Source organism: Dactylosporangium sp. NPDC005572 (assembly GCF_040605515.1).
GTDB lineage: Bacteria > Actinomycetota > Actinomycetes > Mycobacteriales > Micromonosporaceae > Dactylosporangium.
Genome location: NZ_JBEXCY010000146.1, coordinates 1 through 22148, shown reverse-complemented (window position 1 = coordinate 22148; position 22148 = coordinate 1). Strand labels below are relative to the sequence as shown.

At 73.4% G+C, this 22148-nt stretch carries 22 protein-coding genes; 11 read left to right on the top strand and 11 right to left on the bottom strand.

What is annotated here, in order from left to right:
- Nucleotides 1-73: 73 nt before the first annotated feature.
- The 6 genes from ABZS66_RS43370 to ABZS66_RS43345 are packed head-to-tail and all read left to right on the top strand — an operon-like array spanning nucleotide 74 to nucleotide 6205.
- Complete coding sequence (locus ABZS66_RS43370) at nucleotides 74-1354, top strand: ABC transporter substrate-binding protein (RefSeq protein ID WP_354768451.1); 1281 nt, start codon at nucleotides 74-76, stop codon at nucleotides 1352-1354.
- The gene (locus ABZS66_RS43365; RefSeq protein ID WP_354768449.1) at nucleotides 1351-2235 is read left to right on the top strand and encodes a sugar ABC transporter permease; all 885 of its coding nucleotides are present in this window, start codon (nucleotides 1351-1353) and stop codon (nucleotides 2233-2235) included. Before ABZS66_RS43370 ends, ABZS66_RS43365 begins: the two co-directional genes overlap by 4 nt.
- Nucleotides 2236-2285: 50 nt before the next feature.
- Nucleotides 2286-3116: a carbohydrate ABC transporter permease gene (locus tag ABZS66_RS43360; protein WP_354768447.1), complete on the top strand. Its 831-nt coding sequence runs from the start codon at nucleotides 2286-2288 to the stop codon at nucleotides 3114-3116.
- Between the two features lie 3 nt (nucleotides 3117-3119).
- Complete coding sequence (locus ABZS66_RS43355; protein ID WP_354768445.1) at nucleotides 3120-3770, top strand: RraA family protein; 651 nt, start codon at nucleotides 3120-3122, stop codon at nucleotides 3768-3770.
- The gene (locus tag ABZS66_RS43350) at nucleotides 3770-5485 is read left to right on the top strand and encodes an IlvD/Edd family dehydratase (protein ID WP_354768443.1); all 1716 of its coding nucleotides are present in this window, start codon (nucleotides 3770-3772) and stop codon (nucleotides 5483-5485) included. Before ABZS66_RS43355 ends, ABZS66_RS43350 begins: the two co-directional genes overlap by 1 nt.
- 48 nt (nucleotides 5486-5533) lie before the next feature.
- Complete coding sequence (locus ABZS66_RS43345) at nucleotides 5534-6205, top strand: GntR family transcriptional regulator (protein WP_354768441.1); 672 nt, start codon at nucleotides 5534-5536, stop codon at nucleotides 6203-6205.
- Nucleotides 6206-6209: 4 nt separating this feature from the next.
- On the opposite strand, the gene ABZS66_RS43340 is transcribed toward ABZS66_RS43345, so the two are convergent.
- The gene (locus tag ABZS66_RS43340) at nucleotides 6210-6341 is read right to left on the bottom strand and encodes a hypothetical protein (RefSeq protein WP_255782471.1); all 132 of its coding nucleotides are present in this window, start codon (nucleotides 6339-6341) and stop codon (nucleotides 6210-6212) included.
- 236 nt (nucleotides 6342-6577) lie between these two features.
- Here ABZS66_RS43340 and ABZS66_RS43335 point away from each other — a divergent pair, with 236 nt between their 5' ends.
- Nucleotides 6578-8296: a hypothetical protein gene (locus ABZS66_RS43335; RefSeq protein WP_354768439.1), complete on the top strand. Its 1719-nt coding sequence runs from the start codon at nucleotides 6578-6580 to the stop codon at nucleotides 8294-8296.
- A gap of 25 nt (nucleotides 8297-8321) precedes the next feature.
- Here the strand turns inward: ABZS66_RS43335 and ABZS66_RS43330 are convergent, their stop codons facing one another.
- The 10 genes from ABZS66_RS43330 to ABZS66_RS43285 form a co-directional block, all read right to left on the bottom strand.
- Complete coding sequence (locus ABZS66_RS43330) at nucleotides 8322-9308, bottom strand: TrmH family RNA methyltransferase (RefSeq protein ID WP_354768437.1); 987 nt, start codon at nucleotides 9306-9308, stop codon at nucleotides 8322-8324.
- A complete protein-coding gene (locus tag ABZS66_RS43325) occupies nucleotides 9302-9844 on the bottom strand; it encodes a hypothetical protein (protein ID WP_354768435.1) in 543 nt (180 codons plus the stop codon). The genes ABZS66_RS43330 and ABZS66_RS43325 overlap by 7 nt, the downstream gene beginning before the upstream one ends.
- Before the next feature lie 52 nt (nucleotides 9845-9896).
- The gene (locus ABZS66_RS43320; protein WP_354768433.1) at nucleotides 9897-10883 is read right to left on the bottom strand and encodes a cyclase family protein; all 987 of its coding nucleotides are present in this window, start codon (nucleotides 10881-10883) and stop codon (nucleotides 9897-9899) included.
- Nucleotides 10884-10894: 11 nt separating this feature from the next.
- Nucleotides 10895-12331, bottom strand: a complete 1437-nt coding sequence (locus ABZS66_RS43315) for an NAD-dependent succinate-semialdehyde dehydrogenase (protein ID WP_354768431.1) — start codon at nucleotides 12329-12331, stop codon at nucleotides 10895-10897.
- Complete coding sequence (locus tag ABZS66_RS43310) at nucleotides 12328-13557, bottom strand: iron-containing alcohol dehydrogenase (RefSeq protein ID WP_354768429.1); 1230 nt, start codon at nucleotides 13555-13557, stop codon at nucleotides 12328-12330. Before ABZS66_RS43310 ends, ABZS66_RS43315 begins: the two co-directional genes overlap by 4 nt.
- Nucleotides 13554-14693, bottom strand: a complete 1140-nt coding sequence (locus tag ABZS66_RS43305; protein WP_354768427.1) for an ABC transporter ATP-binding protein — start codon at nucleotides 14691-14693, stop codon at nucleotides 13554-13556. The genes ABZS66_RS43310 and ABZS66_RS43305 overlap by 4 nt, the downstream gene beginning before the upstream one ends.
- A gap of 10 nt (nucleotides 14694-14703) precedes the next feature.
- Nucleotides 14704-15567 (bottom strand): ABC transporter permease, encoded by an 864-nt coding sequence (locus tag ABZS66_RS43300; protein ID WP_354768425.1) that lies wholly within the window; start codon nucleotides 15565-15567, stop codon nucleotides 14704-14706.
- Nucleotides 15564-16460: an ABC transporter permease gene (locus ABZS66_RS43295; protein ID WP_354768423.1), complete on the bottom strand. Its 897-nt coding sequence runs from the start codon at nucleotides 16458-16460 to the stop codon at nucleotides 15564-15566. Before ABZS66_RS43295 ends, ABZS66_RS43300 begins: the two co-directional genes overlap by 4 nt.
- A gap of 22 nt (nucleotides 16461-16482) precedes the next feature.
- The gene (locus tag ABZS66_RS43290; RefSeq protein WP_354768421.1) at nucleotides 16483-17580 is read right to left on the bottom strand and encodes an extracellular solute-binding protein; all 1098 of its coding nucleotides are present in this window, start codon (nucleotides 17578-17580) and stop codon (nucleotides 16483-16485) included.
- 65 nt (nucleotides 17581-17645) lie between these two features.
- Complete coding sequence (locus ABZS66_RS43285; RefSeq protein ID WP_354768419.1) at nucleotides 17646-18446, bottom strand: helix-turn-helix domain-containing protein; 801 nt, start codon at nucleotides 18444-18446, stop codon at nucleotides 17646-17648.
- Between the two features lie 217 nt (nucleotides 18447-18663).
- Here ABZS66_RS43285 and ABZS66_RS43280 point away from each other — a divergent pair, with 217 nt between their 5' ends.
- The 4 genes from ABZS66_RS43280 to ABZS66_RS43265 all read left to right on the top strand — a co-directional run.
- Nucleotides 18664-19575 (top strand): DUF6282 family protein, encoded by a 912-nt coding sequence (locus tag ABZS66_RS43280; RefSeq protein WP_354768417.1) that lies wholly within the window; start codon nucleotides 18664-18666, stop codon nucleotides 19573-19575.
- Nucleotides 19572-20507: a 3-keto-5-aminohexanoate cleavage protein gene (locus ABZS66_RS43275; RefSeq protein ID WP_354768415.1), complete on the top strand. Its 936-nt coding sequence runs from the start codon at nucleotides 19572-19574 to the stop codon at nucleotides 20505-20507. The genes ABZS66_RS43280 and ABZS66_RS43275 overlap by 4 nt, the downstream gene beginning before the upstream one ends.
- A 34-nt stretch (nucleotides 20508-20541) precedes the next feature.
- The gene (locus ABZS66_RS43270; protein ID WP_354768413.1) at nucleotides 20542-21465 is read left to right on the top strand and encodes a hypothetical protein; all 924 of its coding nucleotides are present in this window, start codon (nucleotides 20542-20544) and stop codon (nucleotides 21463-21465) included.
- On the top strand, nucleotides 21462-22148 hold a 687-nt coding region (locus tag ABZS66_RS43265), incomplete at its 3' end, for an aldolase/citrate lyase family protein (RefSeq protein ID WP_354768411.1). The genes ABZS66_RS43270 and ABZS66_RS43265, both read left to right, overlap by 4 nt.

The window sequence follows — 22148 nt, the reverse complement described above, 5'->3', positions numbered from 1 at the left end:
AGCGTCTCGCTTATCGTCAATCGATTAGCGATCCGACACCCCTGCGAGGGTCGCTGAGCAGAAGAGAGCGATCATGAGACCCAGACAGCTGCCTGGCGCCCTAACCGGTGCCGTGGCCGCGATCGCCTGCGTGGCGGCCGCGGCCGGGTGCACGCCGAGCGCGAGCACACCCCCGCCGGCCGCCGGGCTGAGCGGCCGCGGCCCCATCACGTTCATGACCGCCGCCGACCCCAGCGGCGGCACCGACGAGCTCGTGCAGGCGTGGAACACCGCCCACCCCGACGAGAAGGTGACGCTGCTCGAGCAGTCGTCGACCTCCGACCAGGCGCACACCGCGCTGGCCCAGAACTTCCAGGCCCGCAGCGACCGGGTCGACGTGGCCCGGATCAACAGCGTGTGGACGCCCGAGTTCGCCGCCCGCGGCTGGATCGCCGAGATCCCGGCGAGCGCCGTCGACACCGGCAAGATCATGCCCGCGCCGCTGTCGACCGGCCGGTTCACCGGCAAGACCTACGCGATCCCGTGGTTCACCGACGCCGGCCTGCTGTACTACCGCACCGACCTGGTCAGCACCCCGCCGAAGACCTGGGCCGAGCTCAAGCAGGCGTGCGCGGTCGCGAAGGCCAACAACATCGGCTGCTACGCCGGCCAGTTCGCCAAGTACGACGGGCTGACGGTCAACGTGAGCGAGGCCGTCGCGTCGGCCGGCGGGTCCGTCGTCGACGCCGGCGGTACCAAGGCCACCCTCGACACCCCCGAGGCGCTCGACGGCGTGAAGTTCCTGGTGGAGAGCTTCCGCGACGGGACCATCCCGAAGGCGGCGATCACCTACCAGGAGGAGGACAGCCGCAAGGCGTTCATGAACGGCGAGCTGCTGTTCCTGCGCAACTGGCCGTACGTGTACAACCTGGCGAGCAAGCCCGGCGAGGGCAACAAGGTCGCCGGCAAGGTCGGCATGGCGCCGCTCCCGGGCCGCAGCGGGGCCGGCAAGCCGGCGCTCGGCGGCTGGAACCTCGCGATCAGCAGCTACAGCAAGCACCAGGAGACCGCCGCCGACTTCGTCGAGTTCCTCGTCGCGCCGCAGCAGCAGCGCGTCCTGCTGACCAAGCTGGGGCTGTCGCCGGTGCTCGCCGAGCTCTACAAGGACGCCGAGCTGGTCAAGCAGTACCCCTACCTGGAGGGGCTGGCGAAGGCGCTCGACACGGCGGTACCGCTGCCGCAGAGCACCAACTGGGCCGGCCTGTCCCTCGCGGTCCAGGAGTCCGCCTACGCCGCTCTGCAGGGCAGCGGGACGGCCGAGGACGCCGTGGCCAAGCTCCAGACCGCCGTGACGGAAGCCCTGGCCCGGCAGTGAGCGGCGCGACGACGACGAGGCGACGCCTCGACGGGCTGTCCGCGGCCGGGCTGCTCCTGCCCACGCTGCTGGTGCTCGCCCTGGTGATCGGCTACCCCCTACTGCTCGCCGTCAACCTGTCGCTGTTCTCCGACCCGATCGCGGGCGTGCCCGAGTTCGTGGGCGTGGACAACTACGCGCGGGCGCTGTGGGGCGCCGACGCGGGCCGCTTCTGGTCCGCGGCCGCCACCACGGGCGGGTTCACCCTCGTCGTCGTCGCGCTGGAGCTCGCGGTCGGCCTGGCGATGGCGCTGTTCATGCACCAGCTCAAGCGGGGCAAGGCGTTCGCCCGGGTCTGCGTGCTGGTGCCGTGGGCCGTGCCGACCGCGGTCGCCACCGTGCTGTGGCAGTGGATGTTCAGCACCGGCGGGGTCGTCAACGCCCTCACCGGCGCCGAGACCCTGTGGACCGGCGCGGAAGGGCCGGCGCGGGCCGCCGTCGTGATCATCGACGTGTGGAAGACCGCCCCGTTCGTCGCGCTGCTGCTGCTCGCCGGCCTGCAGACGATCCCCGGCGAGATGTACGAGGCGGCCAAGGTCGACGGCGCCGGCGCGTGGAAGCGGTTCACCCGCGTCACGCTGCCCATGCTGGCGCCGGCGACGGCCGTGGCGGTGCTCTTCCGGATCCTCGACGCGCTGCGGATGTACGACGTGCCGGCGATCCTCACCAACGGCGCCAACGGCACCACGACGCTGTCGCTGCTCACCCAGCAGCTCGCAATCGGGCAGGTGCGGGTGGGCTACGGCTCGGCCCTGTCCACCCTCACCTTCCTGCTGATCTTCCTCGTCGCCCTGGCCTTCATCAAGGCGACCGGCGCCCGCATCGCCGGAGGCCGGTCGTGAGCCGCGGGCCGGTCGGGAGCCGCAGGTCGGTCGGGAGCCGCAGGTCGGTCGTGGGCCGCGGGTGGCGGCGGCTGGGCACCGCCCTCGGGCTCGTCCTGCTGACCGTGTACAGCCTGGCGCCGTTCTACTGGATGGTCGTGTCGAGCCTGCGCGGCGAGCAGGACATCCTCAGCAACGCCCCGCTGCCGGCCGCGCCGACGCTGGCCAACTACGCCGACGTGCTCGGCGGCAACGCCCGCTTCCTGCTCGCGCTGCGCAACAGCGCCGTCATCGCCTCCGTCACCACGCTGCTCGCGCTGGTGATGGCGGTCAGCGCCGCCTACGCCCTGGCCCGGCTGCGCTTCCGCGGCAAGGGCCTGGTGCTCGGCGCGGTGCTGTCGGCCGCGATGTTCCCCGGCATCTCGCTCGTCACGCCGATGTTCAAGCTGTTCAGCGACTGGGGCCTGATCGACACGTACCCCGCGCTGGTCGTGCCCGACCTGAGCTTCGCGCTGCCCCTGGCGGTGTGGGTGCTCACCAGCTTCTTCATCGACCTGCCGTGGGGGCTGGAGGAGGCCGCGCAGATCGACGGGTGCAGCCGCCCGCAGGCGTTCCGGCGGGTCATCCTGCCGATCGCCGCGCCGGCCGTCTTCACCACCACCATCCTCGTGTTCATCACGGTCTGGAACGAGTACCTCGTGGCCAGCTCGATGAGCCTCACCGCCAATGCCAGCCCCGTCACCGTCGCCATCGCCCGCCTGGCCGGCTCCTCGCAGTTCCAGCAGCCGTTCGGGCAGCAGATGGCGGCCGGCGTCGTGGTCTGCGTCCCCATCGTCCTCGTCGTCCTCGTCTTCCAGCGCCGCATCATCGCCGGGCTCACCGCCGGCGCCGTGAAAGGCTGACCATTGACCAGCGTCTCGTTCGAAAGCATCAAGCAGCTGCTGTACACCCCCGTGCTGGGCGACGTGCTCGACCAGCTCGGCCGGCGGCACCAGATCCTGCCCCCGCACATCCGGCCGCTGGACCCCGGCATGCGGCTCGTCGGCCGCGCCATGCCGGTGCTCATCGCCGACGTGTTCGGGCCGCAGGACCGGCCGTTCGGCCGGCTGACCGAGGCCCTCGACCAGCTTGAGCCCGACGAGGTGTACCTCGCTCGCTCCGGCCGGCTGGAGTGCGCCGCCTGGGGCGAGCTGCTGACCACCACCGCCCGGGTGCGCGGCGCGGCCGGCGCCGTCATCGACGGCTACCACCGCGACACCCCGCGGGTGCTCGCCCAGCAGTGGCCGGTCTTCAGCCGCGGCGCCTACGCCCAGGACGCCGCGGTCCGGGCCACGGTCGTGGACTACCGGATCCCGATCGAGATCGGCGGGGTCGCGGTCCACCCGGGCGACCTCGTCGTCGCCGACGTCGACGGCGTGGTCATCGTGCCCGCCGGCATCGAGGACGAGGTGCTGGAGCTGGCCCTGGCCAAGGCGACCAGCGAGAACAAGGTGCGGGCCGCGATCGAGGGCGGCATGTCGAGCACCGAGGCCCTCGCCACGTTCGGGGTGCTGTGATGCTGCCGCTGCGCAGTTCGGAGTGGTTCGCGGCCGAGGGGCGCAACGGGTTCATCCACCGCTCGTGGATGCGCAACCAGGGCTTCCCGTCGGAGGTCTTCGACGGGCGGCCCGTCGTCGGCATCGCCAACACCGCCTCCGAGCTCACCCCGTGCAACGCCCACCTGCGCTCGGTCGCCGAGGCGGTCAAGCGCGGCGTGTGGGAGGCCGGCGGGTTCCCGCTGGAGTTCCCCACGATGTCGCTCGGTGAGGCGCTCATGCGGCCCACCACGATGCTGTACCGCAACCTGCTGTCGATGGAGGTCGAGGAGAACATCCGGGCCAACCCGATCGACGCCGTGGTGCTGCTCGCCGGGTGCGACAAGACGACCCCCGCGATGCTCATGGGCGCGGCCAGCGTCGACGTCCCGGCCATCATGGTGACCGGCGGGCCGATGCTCAACGGCAAGTTCCGCGGCCGCGACATCGGCTCCGGCACCGACGTGTGGCGCTTCAGCGAGGAGGTCCGGGCCGGCACCATGACCGCCGGCGAGTTCGCCGAGGCCGAGGCGTGCATGGCCCGCAGCCCCGGGCACTGCATGACGATGGGCACGGCCTCGACGATGGCCTGCCTGGCCGAGGCCCTCGGGATGCAGCTGCCGGGGTCGGCCGCGATCCCGGCCGTCGACTCCCGCCGCACCGTCGTGGCCCACCAGGCCGGGCGGCGGGCGGTCGCCCTGGCCCGCGAGGGGCTGCGGCCCTCGCACATCCTCACCCGGGCCGCCTTCGAGAACGCCGTGCGGGTCAACGCCGCGCTCGGCGGCTCGACCAACGCCGTCGTGCACCTCCTCGCCCTGGCCGGGCGGGCCGGCGTCGACCTCGCCCTCGACGACTTCGACACCCTCACCCGCGACGTGCCGGTGCTGGCCGACATGATGCCGTCGGGCCGGTTCCTGATGGAGGACTTCTACTACGCCGGCGGCCTGCCGGCGCTCATGGCCGAGCTGGGCGACCTGCTCGACCACTCCCCCATGACCGTCGCCGGCACCACGGTCGGCGCCAACCTGGCCGGCGCCACCTGCTGGAACCCCGAGGTCATCACGCCGCGCGACCGGCCGTTCCAGCCGCCGGGGGCGGGCACCGCCGTGCTGCGCGGCAGCCTCGCCCCGGACGGGGCCGTGCTCAAGGTCTCGGCCGCCTCGCCGCACCTGCTGCAGCACACCGGCCCGGCCCTGGTGTTCGACCGGATCGAGGACTACGCGGCCGTGTGCGAGGACCTGGACCTGCCGGTCACCGCGGATACCGTGCTCGTGGTGCGCAACGCCGGGCCGAAGGGCTACCCGGGCTTCCCCGAGGTGGGCAACATGCCGATCCCGCGGCGCCTGCTGGAGCAGGGGGTGACCGACCTGCTGCGGATCTCCGACGCGCGGATGAGCGGGACCGGCTTCGGCGCCTGCGTCCTGCATACCGCGCCGGAGGCGGCCGAGGGCGGCCCGCTCGCGCTCGTCGAGACCGGCGACCTGATCCGGATCGACGTGGCGCAGCGCCGGCTCGACCTGCTCGTCGACCCCGCCGAGCTGGCCCGGCGCCGGGCCGTCTGGACGCCGCCGCCGCGGCCGGCGACGCGGGGCTGGACGTCGCTGTACATTGCCCACGTCCTGCCCGCGAGCAGCGGCGCCGACCTCGACTTCCTGGTCGGCGGCAGTGGCCACGACGTGCCTCGGCATTCACACTGAACCGCGGATAAAATCGACTATCGTTAGCCTCACGGGGAGGAACCTGGGTTGGCCGACAACACACCGCAGCGCGCACCGCTCGTCACGGGCCTGCTGAGCGACCAGATCTACACCGCGATCCGCGCCGACATCGTGGCCGGCACCCTGACGCCCGGCGAGCGGCTGGTCGAGGCGGAGATGGCCCGGTCGTTCGGGGTCTCGCAGGCGCCGGTCCGCGACGCGCTGCGCCGGCTGGCGCACGAGGGCCTGGTGTTGCAGTTGCCGCGCCGCGGGACCTACGTCGCCGAGCTGAGCGACGAGCAGGCCCGCCGGTCGTACCTGGTTCGCGAGGCCCTGGAGGCGGTGGCCGCCCGCGAGTTCTGCGCGCACGCCCCCGACGACGCGCTCGACGCGCTCCAGGCCAGCGTCGACCGGATGTTCGAGGCGTCGCGGGCCGGCGACCGGCCGGGCGTGATCGAGGCCGACGTGGCCTTCCACCGCTCGGTGTTCGAGCTGTCCGGCAACCCGCTGCTGCCGCGGATGTGGACCCTGGTGGAGCCGGTGCTGCGCGGCTTCACCGCGATCTCCAACAAGGTGTACTTCGCCGAGGACGAGGTGGCCCGCTCGCACCTGCCCCTGCTCGACGTCTTCCGCGACCGCGACGCCGAGAAGGCGGCCCGGCTCGCCCAGGAACACGTCCGCGTCGTGTGGCAACGCGTCGACGGCGAGCCGGGCGCCTGAGCGGTCAGCTCGTGGTCGAGTAGACGATGATCCGCCGGTCGGCACTCGCCGCGCCGGCCGGCGCCGCGGCGACCAGCGGCAGGGCTGCCACGACGAGCACCACCGCGGCCCGGATCGTGTATCTGGCCAGTCTCACGTTCTCCTCCTCTCAGGTCCTCTCAGTGATCCCGCAGTGTCCGGGGCGGCGCCGGCAGCCGGCGTGCAACCCGCGTGCACCGCCCGGGGCGGGTGACGGGTCCGGCGGGCCGCGGTCACCCGGACGGGCACGCAACCGGGGCCGCGGGTGAACTCGTCCCTGTTGTGCCACGCCCCCGGTATTCGCGTCGATACGTTGCGCTCACACGCACGTGGCGCGATCCCGGGGAGGTCGCTGTGCCCTCTGGGCTCTACTCGCCGTTCCTGCTGCTGGTCCAGGCCGCCTGGCTGCTGGCGCCCGGCCTCGTCGCCGGGGCCGAGCTCGCCCGCCGGGACCTGATCGCCCGCTACCTCGTGGTGCCCGTCGCCGGGGTGGTCGGCGCGGTGCTCAGCTACGCCGCGGTCTGGATCTACCTCGCCAACCGCACGGCCGGCGAGACCTACAGCTACCTCACCGCGGCGCTCGCCGCGGCCGGTGTCGCGCTGCTGGCGCTGCGGCCGCGGTACCGGGCGCTGCTCGGCTCGGTCGACGTGGCGGCGCCGCTGATCCTGCTGTACCTCGTGACGCTCTTCCTCGTCACCGCCACCTTCGGCTGCACGGTGCGCCCGGTGCTGAGCGGCCTCAACGAGGCCTGCCACCTCACCGGCCTGACCGGGGACAACGTCCTGCCGCAGATCTTCGCCGACAACGTCCTGAACCGCCATCCCCGCACGCCGGTCTGGGACTGGCAGGCGAGCGCCCGTCCCCCGCTGCAGTCCGGCGCGGTCCTCATGCAGACCCCCGTCACCGGGCCGGGCCGCTTCCACCTGCTGGGGTACCAGACGCTCGCCGTGCTCCTGCAGGCGCTGTGCCTGCCGGCCGTGTGGGCGCTGCTGCGGATCCTGCGGCTGAGCGGGTACCGCCTGGTCGCCGTGCTGACGATGTTCCTGTTCACCGGCTTCTTCGTGTACAACAGCGTCTTCGTCTGGCCCAAGCTCCTCGCCGCGGCCCTGACGCTGACCGCGTTCGCGCTGCTGTTCTACGGCCGCCCGGCCCGCTCGATGTGGGCCCTCGCCGGCGTCGCGGCCGGGGCGGGCCTGGTGGCCCACGCGGGGGTGGCGTTCACGCTGCTGCCGATGGGGCTGCTCCTGCTGCGGCGCCGCCCGTCGTGGCAGCACGCCGGCCTGGCCGCCGCGGGCGCGCTGGCGCTGCAGGCGCCCTGGACGGCGTACCAGCGCATCGTCGACCCGCCCGGCGACCAGCTGCTGAAGTGGCACTTCGCCGGCGTGTGGCAGCCGGCGTTCGGCCCGGACCGCCGGTCGCTGGGCGAGCTGGTCGCCGACTCCTACGGGAAGCTGAGCCTCGGCGAGATCCTGCACAACAAGTGGACGAACGTCCTGACCCTCTTCGGCGACCGGCTGCACGGGCCGCACCTGGCCGGCCCGGGCCCGCTCGGCATCCTGCGCGCGGAGGAGATGTTCTTCGTCCTCTTCGGCCTCGGCGTGTGCAACCTCGCGCTGGTGCTGCTGCTGGTGCCGGCGCTGCGCCGCCGCCTGTCACGGGTGCTCGACGTGGCAAGTCTCAAGCCGATGGCGGCGGTCGCCGGCCTGACCCTGGTGATCTGGCCGCTGCTGCTGTTCGGCCCGGGCGAGCCGGGGACGAGCCCGACGATCTTCCAGGGCTCGTACGCGATGATGGCCCTGCTGTTCGTCGCGCTGGGCGCGGTGCTGACCGTGCTCCCCCGCCTCGCCGTGGCCGCGCTCGTGGCGGTGAACGTGACCTGGACGACCGCGCTGTGGGTGGTGCTCGTCTGGGCCGGCCACCACGCCCACTGGAGCTACCTGGCGCTGAGCGGCGCGAGCTGGCTGGCGGTTCTGGCCTTCCTCTGGTGGACCGCGCGCTGGCTCGACGTGCGCGTCAAGGTCCCGGCCCAGGTGCGCACGGACGTGGTCAGCACGGCGCCCGCCACCCGGTAGCAGTCGCCTTCGCACCGGGAAGCGTTCAGTACTCCAGCAGCTCCCACGGCAGGACGAGGTCCGCGTCCGGGGCGGTCCGGGCCACGGCGCTGCCGTACGACAGGCCGCGGCGGGGCGGCCGGGCGGTGCCCGCGGGCCGGGGTCCCAGCTGGCGGGCCGCCTCGGCCAGGACGATGCCGGTGAGCAGGCGGTAGCGGCCCGGCTCGCCCGGGACGGCGACGCGGGCGAACTCGGCGTCCGGGGGCGCCGTCCAGCCGTCGCCGTCCGGGACGACGAGGACGGTGCCGGGGCCGGTCAGCTCGGTGCGGTGCAGGGGCGGCCCGTCGGCGTCCGGTGTGCAGACGACCACCCGGGTGCCGGGCGGCGGGGACCAGGCGTCGCCGGCCGGGGCGACGCGCAGCGGGTTGCGGTGGCTGCGGGCCGCGGCCCGGGCCTCGGTGCGCACCGGGCGCGGCGTGCCGAACCACACCTTCTCCCGGTCGTCGACGGTGACGACCGGCCAGCCGAACGCGGCCGCCGAGCGCAGCGAGCTGCCGGCCTCGACGTGGTCGCGCGGGGCGGCGAGCAGCAGGGCCGGGCGGTGCGACTCGGGGCGCGGCGCCCGGGCCTGGCGGCGGCCGTGGGCGTCGAGCAGGTAGTACAGGGCGACGGCCGCCGCGGTGGCCACGTTGAGGGTGTTCACGCCGCGGCCGGGCATCGGGATGTGCACGGTCCGCGCCGCGGCGCGCAGGACGTCCGGGCGGATGCCGTGCCGCTCGTTGCCGACCACGACGGACGCGCCGGCCGGGGCGGGCGCGGTGCGGTACACGGACTCGGCCCCGGGCGCGTTGTCCACCGCCACGATCCGTTGCGCGAGCAGCCCGTCGGTGTCCACTGTGGACAGGTCGGGCAGCTGCCCGGCGAGGCCGCGGCTGTCCCGGAAGGCACACGGCACGGCGAACATCCGGGCGGCCTCGACCAGCGCCGCCGCGTTGGCCGGGTTCTCCACGCCGTCGCCGACGAGCCTCACCACCGCGCCGACCATTCCTGCCGGGCCCGGGCGGCGTACGCGTCCGCGCGCCGCTCGTGGTCGGCGGTGCGCATGGCGCGGGTGTGCCGCTTGCGCGCGGCGTGCTGGATCGTGTGGTGCCCGATCTCGTGCATGAGCCCGTCGAAGAGCACGAAGTCGCGCAGCGTGTCCCCGGGCCACTCGACCAGCGTGCCGGCCGGACCGGCCGCGACCACTGCACCCGCGCGCTCGAGCCGGTCGTCGGTGAGCCGGCCCGGCAGCACCCACGGCGGCGCGGGCTGCTCGAACAGCACCACGAGCCCCGGGACCCGCAGCGCCGCGACGGCCAGGCCGGCCCCGGCCGGGCGCTGCCGCAGCTCGACACCGCGCAGGCCGTAGCAGGCGGCCGGCCCGAAGAAGGCCAGGACCCGCGCGACGTCGCCGGGCCCCGCCGGGTGCACGAACCCGCGGCGCGGCGGGCCGACCCGGACGGGCACGGGCGAACCGGTCCGGCGTTGGGCCCGGACCGGGTACGGGTCGGTGTGCAGGCTACGACTCAACGGCGGTCACCGGACCTGGATAGCACCCCGGCGGCGCCGCCCACCACCCGATTTACTTGACGGCCAGCGCGTTGGCGGTGGAGCCGACCCCGCCGACCAGGTTCAGGGGCTTGGCAGTGAGCAGGAACTCGTAGACGCCGTCGGCCGCGCAGTCGGCGGCCAGGTCGTGCAGGGCCCACATCTCGCCCAGGGCCAGGCCGAGCAGCGCGATCAGCGGGCGGTGGATGCTGCCGTTGTGGTCGACGCCCTTGGCCGGGACCGCCTGGCCGGGCAGCTCCCACTCGTTGCCGGGGCGGTTCGGCGCCGCCTCCACGCCCAGGTTGTCCGACGCCACCAGCGCGAAGTGGTGGTCCCACAGCCAGGCCACCATGTCGCGGCTCTGGGTCAGGCCGGGGAACCGGATGTCGTGCTTGAACGCGCGGCGGGCGTCGGCGTCCATGTGCAGCCGGCAGTGCTCGGCCCAACCGGTACGGATGAGGAGGATGTCGCCGTCGGCGAACTCGACGCCCTGCGCGCGGGCGGTCGCCTCGAGGTCGTCGACCGTCAGGTAGGTCGCCGCGGTCGGGTCGATCGGGCGGCCGGCCGCGGCCAGGTGCCGCTCCACGTCGAGCAGCACGCCCCGACCGACGATGCCGGCGTCGGCCCAGCGCTGGATGCCCAGCGTCGGGGTGTGCGGCTGGAACTCGTCCGCGGTGTGGCCGTTGTAGAAGCCGCGGCCGGGGTACCCGATGTGCCGCAGCCCGTCGATCTGGGAGGTCGCCTGGAGGTAGAACGAGTCGACCCAGTCGTCGAAGTGCAGCGGGTTGTTGGAGAAGAGCGAGTGGCGGTACGGCGAACGCGTCCCCGACGGGAACGGCTCGAAGGCGTCGAGGGCGTAGTCGAGGTTGAACGTGCGGCCGGTGCGCACGAGCGTCGCGGCCCGGCGGCGCACCTCCGGCGTCAGGAAGTTGATCGTGCCCAGCTCGTCGTCCGGGCCGAAGACGTGCCAGGCCGAGGCCGGCGACGACACCGCCTCCAGCTCCGCGTAGGTCGGCCACATGTCCCGCTCCCTCACCACGCCACGGCCACGTACTTCGTCTCCAGGAACTCCTCGATGCCGTGCCGGCCGCCCTCGCGGCCCAGGCCGCTCTGCTTGACCCCGCCGAACGGCGCCGCCGGGTCGGAGACGAGCCCGCGGTTGACCGCGACCATACCGGCCTCGATCCGGTCGGCGAGGGCGAGGCCGGCCCGCAGGTCGCCGGTGTAGACGTAGGCGGCGAGGCCGTAGGGCGTGGCGTTGGCCGCGGCGACCACCTCGTCGACGTCGGTGAACGCGGCGACCGCGGCCACCGGGCCGAAGATCTCGGTGCGCATCATCTCGCTGCCGGGCGGGGTGGCGTCGACGACGGTGGGCTCGACGTACCAGCCGGGCCGGTCGGCGGAGCGCCCGCCGGTGACGACGGAGGCGCCGCCGCGCACGGCGCCGCCGACGAGCGACACGATCCGGTCGCGGGCGGCGGCGGTGATGACCGGCGCGCAGGTGGTGCCGACGACCAGCTCCCCCATCCGCCGGGACAGCTCGGCCACCACCCGGTCCCGCACGGCGGCGTGGGCGTACACCCGGTTCGCCGCGGTGCAGGCCTGCCCGCCGTTGCGCATCTTCGCGACCATCAGCCCGTCGACGGCCTGCTCGACGTCGGCGTCGGGCAGGACGATGAACGGCGCGTTGCCGCCGAGCTCCATCGAGCAGCTGACGATCTGGTCGGCCGCCTGCGCGAGCAGCAGCCGCCCGACGGCGGTGGAGCCGGTGAAGGACAGCTTGCGCACCCGGGGGTCGTGCAGCATCCCGGCCACGACGACCGGGTTCTCGGTGGAGGTGATGACGTTGACCACGCCCGGCGGGACGCCGGCCTCGGTCATCAGCTCGGCCACGAGGTACGCGGTGAGCGGGGTCAGCTCCGACGGCTTGAGCACGGTCGTGCAGCCGGCCGCCAGGGCCGGGGCGAGCTTGCGGGTCGCCATCGCCGCCGGGAAGTTCCACGGCGTGATGAGCAGCGACACCCCGACCGGCTGCTGCTGCACGAGGATCCGGTTGGCGCCGCTCGGGGCCAGGCGCAGGTCGCCGCCGATGCGCACGGCCTCCTCGCTGAACCAGCGGAAGAACTCGGCGGCGTAGTCGACCTCGCCGAGCGCGTCGGCGAGCGTCTTGCCGTTCTCGGCGCGCATCAGCCCGGCCAGGGTGTCGCGGTTGCGCATCATGACCGCGAAGCACTCGCGCAGGATCTCGGCCCGCTCCCGCGGGCTCGTCGCCGACCAGGCCGGCAGCGCGTCGGCGGCGGCGTCGACGGCGCGGATCGCGTCGGCCGGGCCGGCGTCGGCGACCCCGCCGAGCCGGGTGCCGGTGGACGGGTCGTCGACGTCGATGCCGGGGCGGCCGCTCGCCGCGGGCACCCACGCGCCCTTGATGTACAGATGCGGGCGCTCCAGGAGCTCCGTGGGCAGGCTCACGCGGTACCTCCGAGGCTCAGGTCTCCGGCGAACGCGCCGGCGACGATCGCCCGCGCGGCCGCCTCGCCGACGGGCCGGGGATTGTTGTCCAGCAGCCGGGTCACCCGCATGGTGCTCGCGGCGACCCAGTCGATCTGGTCGGCGCGCAGCCCGAGGTCGGCGAGGGTCGGGCGGATGCCGACGTCGAGCATGAGCTGCCGCACGGCGGTGACCGCGTCGTCCGCGCCCAGGACGGCGGCGACCGTGGCGAGCTCCGGCGACGCGTTGTAGGCCATCACGAACGGCAGCAGCAGGCCGACGCCCTCGCCGTGGGAGGTGTGGGTCAGGGCACCGATCGGGTACTGCAGCGCGTGCGCCGCCGCGGTGCCGGCCGTGCCGAAGGCGAGCCCGCCGTAGAGCGCGGCGAGCGCCATGTCCCGCCGGGCCTCGTCGTCGGGCGCGGCCGACGCGGCGCGGCGCAGGCTGCGGGCGATGAGCTCGATGCCGGCCAGCGCGTACAGGTCGGTGAGCACGGTCTTGCCGACGAAGACACGGCTGGTCGCGAGCGCGGCGGTCTCGGCGGGGCGGCGCACGGCGGTGAACGCCTCGACGCAGTGCGCGAGCGCGTCGGCGCCGGTGTGCGCGGTCAGCGCGGGCGGGCAGCCGTAGGTCAGCACGGGGTCGACGACCGCGACGGCCGGGATGAGGTACGGGCTGGCGATGCCGACCTTGAGCACCTGGTCCGGGTCGGTGACGACGGCGACGGGCGTGACCTCCGACCCGGTGCCGGCGGTGGTGGGCACCGCGACGACGGGGTACGTCGGCCCGGGCACCCTGAGCTCGCCGTAGTAGTCGCGCAGCGACCCGCCGTGCGTGAGCAGGACGGCGAGCGCCTTCGCGAAGTCCATCGAGCTGCCGCCGCCCACCCCGACGATGACGTCCGGCTCGCCGGCCCCGAGCCGGTCGACGCACGCCTCGATGGAGGGCACCGGCAGCTCCGACTCGACCCCGGTGTACACGGTCACGGTCGCCCCGGCCCGGGTCAGGCTGTCGACCAGGGAGCGGAACGCGGGGTCGTCGCCCATCCGCCGGTCGGTGCAGACCAGGACCCGGGTGCCGAGCCGGGTGACGAGGTCGCCCAGCCCGGCCGAGCAGCCCTCGCCGAAGACGATCTGGCCCGGCGCGCGCACCAGCCCGTACGACGGTGTGGAGAGCCCGGCCGACCAGGCGGGGATCGTGGCGGTCATGCGGCCACGATCCGCTGGGCGTCCGGGCGCCACCAGGCGACGACGTCGTCGCCGAGGGTGTAGCTGCGGTCCGCGGCCGGGATCTGCGCCCGCCCGGCGACGTCCTCGCCGACGGCGAGCTGGAGCATGCGGTGGGCGCCCATGTACTCGATGTCGCGCACGCGGGCCCGCACCGCGTTGGCGCCGGCCGGCACCTGCGCGCGGTCGCGCACGACGCCGACCGCCTCCGGCCGCACGACGAGCGCGGTGGGCCCGCCCTCGTGCGCGCGTGCGGCCACGGTGGCGGCGTCGACCGCCCACCGTTCGCCCTCCCACGTCACCGGACCGGTGAGCGGCTGCCCGCCGAGCGGGAAGACCGTCGAGTCGCCGAGGAACCGCGCGGTGAACAGGGTCTCCGGCGCGCCGTACAGGGTCTCGGGCGAGCCGACCTGCTCGATGCGCCCGTCGTGGAACAGCGCGATCCGGTCGGACAGGTTCATCGCCTCCTCCTGGTCGTGGGTCACGAACACGAGGGTCGTGCCCACCTCCCGGTGGATGCGCCGGATCTCCAGCTGCAGCGCGGCCCGCAGGTTGCGGTCGAGGGCGCCGAGCGGCTCGTCGAGCAGCAGCGCCCGCGGGTGGAACACGATCGCCCGGGCCAGGGCGACCCGCTGCTGCTGCCCGCCGGACAGCTGCGCGGGGTAGTGCTGGTCGCGGCCCTTGAGCTGGACCAGCTCGAGCACCTCGGCGACCCGCCGCTCGATCTCCGCCCTGGGCACCTTGCGCTCGCGCAGCGGGTAGGCGATGTTACCGGCGACGGTCAGGTGCGGGAACAGCGCGTAGTTCTGGAACACGATGCCGAGGTTGCGCCGGTGCGCCGGCAGCGTGCTCACGTCCTGTGCGTCCAGGCGGATCGTGCCCGACGTCAGCGACTCGAAGCCGGCGATGAGGTTCAGCGTGGTCGTCTTGCCGGACCCGCTCGGGCCGAGCAGCGTCATGAACTCGCCGGGCTCGATGGTCAGCGACACGCCGTCGACGGCGGGGCTGGCCAGCCCGAAGTCCTTCGTGACGCGCTCCAGCCGGATCTGCGCGCCCGCGCCGCCCGCGGCGGCCTCCGGTCCGGCGGTCGCCGGCGTCTTGCCGATCAGGATGGTCACTGCCCTGCTCCTAACGACGCTTGCGGGCGCCGGCCAGCAGCGCCACCAGGAAGATGAGGCTGACGGTCACCACGATGAGGCTGGACGAGGCGGCGATGGTGGGGTCGATGTCCACCACGACGCTGTTGTACATCTGCACGGGCAGGGTCTGGAACTTCGGCGAGCGCAGGAACAGCGCGATGACGACCTCGTCGAAGGAGGTGACGAAGGCGAGCACCGCCCCGGTCGCCACGCCGCGGCTGATGAGCGGCAGGGTGACGGTGACGAACGCACGCCACGGCGAGGCGCCCAGCGACGCCGACGCGCGCAGGTAGGTGGCGTCGAAGGTGGCCAGCGCGCTGGTCACGCTGACCAGCACCAGCGGTGAGGCGAGCGCCGCGTGGGCGAGGACGTAGCCGGTCAGGGTGCCGGTGAGGTGCCACCGCAGGAACGAGATGTAGACCGCTGTCGCGATGACGATGGACGGGGTGAGGATCGGGAACATCAGCGCGGAGCGGACCAGCCGCGCGACCCGGCCGCGCAGCTGGTCGAGGCCGAGCGCGGCGGCGGTGCCGACGACCGTGGCCAGGCCGGCGGCGAGGACCGCGACGATCAGCGAGTTGCGCAGCGCGTCGAGCCAGCGGTCGTTGGTGAAGAAGTTGCGGTACAGCCACAGGGAGTTCCCCTTGGGCGGGAACACGAACGTCGTGGCCTCGGAGAAGCTCATCGGGATGACGATGAGCGTCGGCAGGACCAGGTAGACGGCCACGACCACGCCGGCGACCCAGAGCCAGACGGGCACCGGGTCGGTCCGGCCGCGGCGGCCCCGCAGGCCGCGCCGCCGGACCGGGGCGGGGGCGTCGGCGGGTTCGCGGGGTGGTGCGACGGCGGTCATCGGGCGCTCCTCGTCTGGCCGGCGAAGCCGGCGCCGATCGTCGCCATCGACCCGCCGACCCGGTTGGCCCAGGCCACCAGGACCAGGGTCACGACCAGGACCAGGGTGCCGAGCGCGCCGGCACCGGCGAAGTCGAGCAACTGGGTGGTGCGCTGGCCGAGCAGCTGCGCGACCAGCGACTCGCGCGGCGAGCCGATCAGGGCCGGCGTCACGTAGAAGCCGCAGGCCAGGGTGAACACGAGGATCATCCCGGCCGCGACGCCGCCGCGCGACAGCGGCCAGTACACCTTCCAGAACGCCACCAGCGGCGGCGAGCCGAGGCTGCGGGCGGCGAGCAGCAGCCGCCGGTCGATGCCGCCGAGCGAGCTGTACAGCGGCAGCACCATGTACGGCAGCAGCACCTGGCTCATCGCGAGCGTCACGCCGGTGGCGGTGCCGTAGAGCACGACGTCGCCGAGGCCGAACAGCCCGAGGAAGCGCTGCACGAGCCCGCCGTCGTAGAGCAGGACGAGCCAGCCGAAGTTGCGGGCCAGGGCCGAGGTCCAGAACGGCATGAGCACCAGGACCACCAGCACGGAGCGGGCGCGCGCCCCGACCCGGGTCATGAGATAGGCGTAGGGGTAGCCGAGCAGCAGGGCGACGACCGTCACGATCGCGGCGGCCTTCCCGGTCCGGGCCAGCACGCGCAGCGTGACCCCGTCGGTGAACAGCGCGCGGTAGTGCTCCAGGGTCAGCTGGGCGGTGCCCGGCTCCCCCACCGGGACCACCGTGTGCACGCTGCGCCAGAAGCTCTGCCAGAGGGGCATTCCGAGCGTGCCGCCGAGCAGCAGCGCCGCCGGGACGATGAGCAGCCAGCCCGGACGGGGCAGCCACCGCGGTCGTGACGTCGTCATCAGCGTCTCCGGTGTTCGCGGCTCAGGCGTTGAGCCACTTGGTGAAGTCGGCCGAGATCTGGTTCCAGTTCTTGCCCCACCAGACCGCGTCGACAGGCACGCTCTTGCCGGTGTTGGCCGGGCCGAAGGTGTTGATCTTCGCGCCGTTCTCGGTGTAGTTGGGCTTCGACAGCAGGTTGGACGGGGCGACCCCGATCGCCTCGGAGATCTTCTGCTGCTGCTCCGGCTTGAGGATGAAGCTCATGAACCGCTCGGCGGCGGCCTTCTTCGGCGAGCCCTTGGGGATCGCCAGGCCGTCGACGCTGGTCATGGTGATGTCCCAGACCGGCACGATCTTCGCGCCGGCGTCGAGGGCGGCCTGGTTGCGGGCCTGCACCATGATCTGCATGTCGACCTGCTTCGACGTCACCAGCTGCAGCAGTGCGCCGACGTTCGCCGCCCAGGTGGTCGACGAGCGGATCGACTCCCACTTGGCCAGGGCGCGCGGCACGTCGACCGGGTAGACCTGGTCCGGCGCGACGCCGTCGGCCATGAGCGCCCACTCGAGGATCCCGTCCTGCAGCGCCGGCACCACGCCGCGCTTGCCAGGGAACCTGGCGGTGTCGAAGAAGTCCTTGATGCTCTTCGGCGCGGTGGCCGGGTCCGGCCACTTCTCCGCGTTGTAGGCGAACACCAGGGAGTAGGCGAAGTCCGGGATGTGGCACTCGCCGAGCACGCCGGGGCCGAACTGGGCCGGGTCGACGTCGGGGACGGTGAGCTTCTCGTAGAGCGTGCCGCAGTTCTGGCTGGCCAGCCAGGGCGCGGTCGAGACCAGGTCCCACTGCACCACGCCGGCCTGGACCTGGGCCTTGACCTGCGCCGCGTCGGGCGGCGAGGCGTTGACGAAGGTGACGTTCGGGTGCAGCGCGGTGTAGGGCTGCTGCCAGTTCTTGATCATGCCGTCCTGACCGGTGCCGCCGTAGGACACGTAGGTCAGCTCGACCTTCTCGTTCTCGTCGGCGCCGGTCCCGGCGCCGGAGTCGCCGCCGCAGGCGGCCAGGGTGCCGGCGGTGGCGAGGGCGGCCGCGGCGGCGAGGAGTCGTAAGGGAAGTCTGCGTCTGGGGAGAGCCCGGTGGGACATGCGAGGTACCTCCTGCCGGCGCCCACGGTGGGGCGCCTGGGGGTGGCTGTCGGATGCGATACCCCTCAGGACCGCGCACTCGGCGGCGCGCCGACGAGCTGGCTCAGCTTGTCGGCGGCCTCGCGAAGCAGGCTGACGGCCTCCGCGGAACGCTCCGTGGAGGGCAGCATCTGCGCGGTTCCGAGCAGGGCCATCGCCGCCTGGATGTCGCGGGCACCGAAGACGGGTGCCGCGACGGCGGCGTGGCCGAGATGTGATGCGTCTGCCCATGCGAGCCGGTCGCGGCGAGCGGTCGCCAGCTCGGCCCGCTCCATGATCCCGTCCGCCTCGTCCAGGGCGGACAGGTGGCGGGCGACGACGGCGGGATCGGACTGGAATGCGTAGAGCACGCGTGCCTGGGAGGACTTCGCCTCCAGCACGGTGCCGATGCGGACGGTCAGCACGATGTTGCCGACCGCGGCCTCCTCCACCAGCGTCACCACCGGCCCGGAGTGCCCGAGGAGGCTGAGCACGACGGTCAGGCCGGTGCGGTCGGAGAGCTGGCGCATGATCGGTGGGGCCAGCGTGAGCACGTCACGCCGGCTGAACACGAAGGCGGAGAGCTGGTCGAGCAGCGGCCCGGGCCCGCGGTGCTTGCTGAGGAACCCGGAGCTCTGCAGCGACGCGAGATAGCGGTGCGCGGTCGTCCGGTTGAGCCCGAGCCGCTCGGAGACGATCGCCACGGAGAGGTGCTGGGTGTCCTGGTTGAACAGCGCCAGGATCTCGGCGGCGCGGTCGATGGACTGGATGGAGGTGTCGCCGCGCCCGCCCTCGGGCGCGGCCGCCGGGCCGGGACGGGCGGCGTCGTCGACTGGCTCGGCGTCCATGCTCGTCCCCTTCGCGGCGATCTTCGGCGGCTCGCCGGACGTTCACTTCGTGGTCATGATGTCCGGCATGCGGACCATAGCTTGTGAACGCGATGTTACGCAATGGCATGTGCAGCGAATTTCCCGCGCCCGGCGCCCGCCCTGCGACGTATAGACACCCGCCGGGTCCGTTCGTATTCTGAACTCGTCGTTCACAAAGCGAACAGAGAGGGCGTCGATGACCATCACTCCCAGCGCAGCGGTGATGCGGGTGCTCGACGGAGCCGTCGACCTGCACTGCCACTCGGGTCCCAGCCCGTTCCCGCGGCGGATCAACCACGTGGAGGCCGCTCACGACGCCGCCCGCATCGGGCTGCGCGCGATCCTGGTCAAGTCGCACCACCACAACACCGTGATGGACCTGCTGGCGATGGCCGGCCCGCTCACCGCCGCGCCGACCCCGGTGTACGGCGGCGTGGCGCTGAACTCCGAGGTCGGCGGGATCAACCCGTCCGCGGTGGCGATGAGCCTGCGGATGGGCGGCCGGTGCGTGTGGGCGCCCACCGTCTCGGCCCGCCAGCACATCGACCACCACGCCCACGCGCACGGCTTCCCCACCTCCGGCCTGGACCTGCTGGAGGAGGAGGTGTCGATCTTCGACGACGCCGGCGCGGTGTCGGCGGCGACGGTGCAGGTGACCCGGGTCGTGGCCGAGGCCGGCGCCCTGCTCACCGGCGGGCACCTCGACGTCGCCTCGCAGAAGGCGCTCTTCGAGGTGGCGGTGGAGCAGGGCGTGCGCCGGCTGCTCGTGCAGCACCCGGACTTCATCGTCGGCGCCGCCGAGTCCGACGTGGAGGAGCTACTCGGGATGGGCGCCTTCGTCGAGCACGAGATCGCGATGTACCACCCGGACGTGGCCCAGCCGGACTGGCCGATCGAGCAGCTGGTCGGCTGGATCGAGCGGATCGGCCCGGAGCGCACCACCATCGGCTCCGACCTGGGCCAGCAGGGCAACCCGCTGCCGGTCGACGGCTACCTGTGGATCGTGCAGGCGCTGCTCGACCACGGCGTGAGCGAGAAGGACGTCCGGCGGATGGTCGCCGACAACCCGGCCTACCTGCTCGGCCTCGACGACGAGCGCCCGTCGTGATCACCGCGCCCAAGGTGATCATCAGCACCGCCGTCACCGGCTCGGTGCACGTGCCGTCGCAGAGCGACCACCTGCCGCTGACGCCGAAGGAGATCGTGGAGTCCGCGGTCGAGGCGGCGCAGGCCGGCTCGGCCGTCATCCACCTGCACGCCCGGCACCCCGGCGACGGCCGGCCCGCCTTCGAGGCGGAGATCTTCGAGGAGATCGTGCCGCCGATCCTCGACCGGTGCGACGCGGTGGTCAACCTCACCACCGGCGGCTCCTCCGCCATGACGACGGAGCAGCGGCTCGCCGCCGCGGTCCGGTTCAGCCCCGAGCTCGCCTCGCTCAACATGGGCTCGATGAACTTCGTCTACGCCGGCATCGCCGACCGGGTGCGGGTGTGGAAGCACGACTGGGAGCTGCCGTACGTGCGGAACACCTACCGGCACCCGTTCGTGAACTCCTTCGAGCAGATCGAGTACGCGCTGCGGGAGATCGGCGAGCGCGGCGGCACCCGGTTCGAGTACGAGTGCTACGACATCGGCCACCTGTACACCCTCGCCCACTTCGCCGACCGGGGGCTGGCCCGGCCGCCGCTGTTCATCCAGGGGGTGTTCGGGATCCTCGGCGGCATCGGCGCCGACCACGCCAACCTGACCCACATGGTGGCGATCGCCGACAAGCTCTTCGGCGGCGAGTACCACTTCTCCGCCTTCGCCGCCGGCCGGCACCAGATGCAGTTCGGCACGCACAGCGCCTGGCTCGGCGGGCACGTCCGGGTCGGCCTGGAGGACAGCCTGTACATCGGCAAGGGCGAGCTCGCCACGAGCAACGCGCAGCAGGTCCGCAAGATCCGGGCCGCTGTCGAGGACCTCGGGCGGGCGATCGCCACGCCCGGCGAGGCGCGGGCGATGCTCGGCCTCAAGGGCTCCGCCAACGTCAACCGCTGACGCCCCCCTCGACCCTCCACTGAGGACGGACACCATGACCTACGCGAAGGACGACATCCGGTCCCAGCTGGCGACCGCACCCGCCGCACCCACCGCACCCTCTGCCGACGCCGCCACGCCGGTCCGGCCCGCGCAGTACCTCCCCCTCTACGGCACCGAACCCGACCACGTCAGCGCCGCCGGGTCCCGGACCTGGCTGGTGCGCGGCCAGCACCTCGTGCTCGCCTGGACCGAGGCGGTGGCCGGGGACCGGTTCCCGCGCACCGGCCAGCCCGACGAGTACGCGGTGCTCATGTACTCCGCCGGCGCGCCCGTGCGGGTCACCGCCGCCGGTGCCGCGCAGGAGGTCGCCGAGGAGGCGTTCGTCGTCGTACCGCCCGGCGACAGCACCGTCGAGGCCCTCGCCGACGGGCCGGTCGTGCGGGTCTTCTCCACCGTCGCGCCCGACCTGGCCGTCGCCTGCGCGAACGCCGCCGCCTACGCCGAGCCCGACCCGCGCTGCGCGCCGCTGGTCCCCTGGCCCGACCCGGTCGACGGGTACCGGCTGCGGGTCTACCGGCTCGCCGACCACCCGATCCAGGGCGACCGCTTCGGCCGCATCTTCCGGACCACCAACATGATGATCAACTTTCTGGCCGAGGAGCCCCGGCCGCGCGACCCGCTCAAGCTGTCGCCGCACGTCCACGACGACTTCGAGCAGCTGTCGCTGGCCGTCAAGGGTGAGTTCGTCCATCACATCCAGTACCCCTGGGGGCCCGACTCGACCCGCTGGCGCCCCGACGACCACGGCCGGCTCGGCTCGCCGTCGGTGTGCGTGATCCCGCCCCCGGCCGTGCACACCACCCAGGGCGTCGGCCCGCACCAGCAGCTCATCGACATGTTCGCGCCGCCGCGGTACGACTTCTCCGGCAAGCCCGGCTGGATCCGCAACGCCGCCGACTACCCGATGCCCTCATGACCGTCCCCACTGTCCCCACTGTCCGGCGCAGCCGGTTCCGGGCCGCGCTCGCCCGCCCCGACGGGCCGGCCCTGGGCACCTGGCTGAAGCTCCCCGCCATGGAGAGCGTCGAGCTCGTCGCCCTGGCCGGCTTCGACTTCGTCGTCGTCGACCTCGAGCACGCGCCGCTGGACCTGGAGACCGCGTACCGGGCGATCGGCACCGCCGGCCACCTCGGCGTGGCGCCGATCGTCCGGATTCCCACGCTGGAGGCCGGGATCGTCCAGCGCGTCCTCGACGCCGGGGCCGAGGGCGTCATGGTGCCCCACGTGGACAGCGTCGCCGACGCGGCGGCGGCCGTGCGGGCGGTGCGGTTCCCGCCGCTGGGCGCCCGCGGGGTCGGGGCCACCAGCCGGGCCGGCGCCTGGGGCGCCCTCGACCGCGCCGAGTACCTGCGCTACGGCCAGGAGGAGGTGGTGCTCATCGCCCAGATCGAGAGCGCCGCCGCGGTGGCCGCGGCCGGGGCGGTCGCCGCCGTCGCGGGAGTCGACGCGCTGCTCGTCGGGGCGGCCGACCTGTCCACGTCGGAGGGCACGACCGAGGACGACCCGCGCGTCGCGGCGCTCGTCGCGCAGGCGGTGCGGGCGTGCACGCTCGGCGGGGCATTTTGTCCGATGTGTGAGCATTTGTCATGGCGACCGTGG

Bases quoted from the DNA above. Each gene is read 5' to 3' on its own strand.
- ABZS66_RS43295 (WP_354768423.1), bottom strand. From the start codon at position 16,460: ATGACGACGTCACGACCGCGGTGGCTGCCCCGTCCGGGCTGGCTGCTC.
- ABZS66_RS43285 (WP_354768419.1), bottom strand. From the start codon at position 18,446: ATGGACGCCGAGCCAGTCGACGACGCCGCCCGTCCCGGCCCGGCGGCC.
- ABZS66_RS43310 (WP_354768429.1), bottom strand. From the start codon at position 13,557: ATGACCGCCACGATCCCCGCCTGGTCGGCCGGGCTCTCCACACCGTCG.
- ABZS66_RS43350 (WP_354768443.1), top strand. From the start codon at position 3,770: ATGCTGCCGCTGCGCAGTTCGGAGTGGTTCGCGGCCGAGGGGCGCAAC.
- ABZS66_RS43300 (WP_354768425.1), bottom strand. From the start codon at position 15,567: ATGACCGCCGTCGCACCACCCCGCGAACCCGCCGACGCCCCCGCCCCG.
- ABZS66_RS43290 (WP_354768421.1), bottom strand. From the start codon at position 17,580: ATGTCCCACCGGGCTCTCCCCAGACGCAGACTTCCCTTACGACTCCTC.
- ABZS66_RS43280 (WP_354768417.1), top strand. From the start codon at position 18,664: ATGACCATCACTCCCAGCGCAGCGGTGATGCGGGTGCTCGACGGAGCC.
- ABZS66_RS43320 (WP_354768433.1), bottom strand. From the start codon at position 10,883: ATGTGGCCGACCTACGCGGAGCTGGAGGCGGTGTCGTCGCCGGCCTCG.
- ABZS66_RS43270 (WP_354768413.1), top strand. From the start codon at position 20,542: ATGACCTACGCGAAGGACGACATCCGGTCCCAGCTGGCGACCGCACCC.
- ABZS66_RS43370 (WP_354768451.1), top strand. From the start codon at position 74: ATGAGACCCAGACAGCTGCCTGGCGCCCTAACCGGTGCCGTGGCCGCG.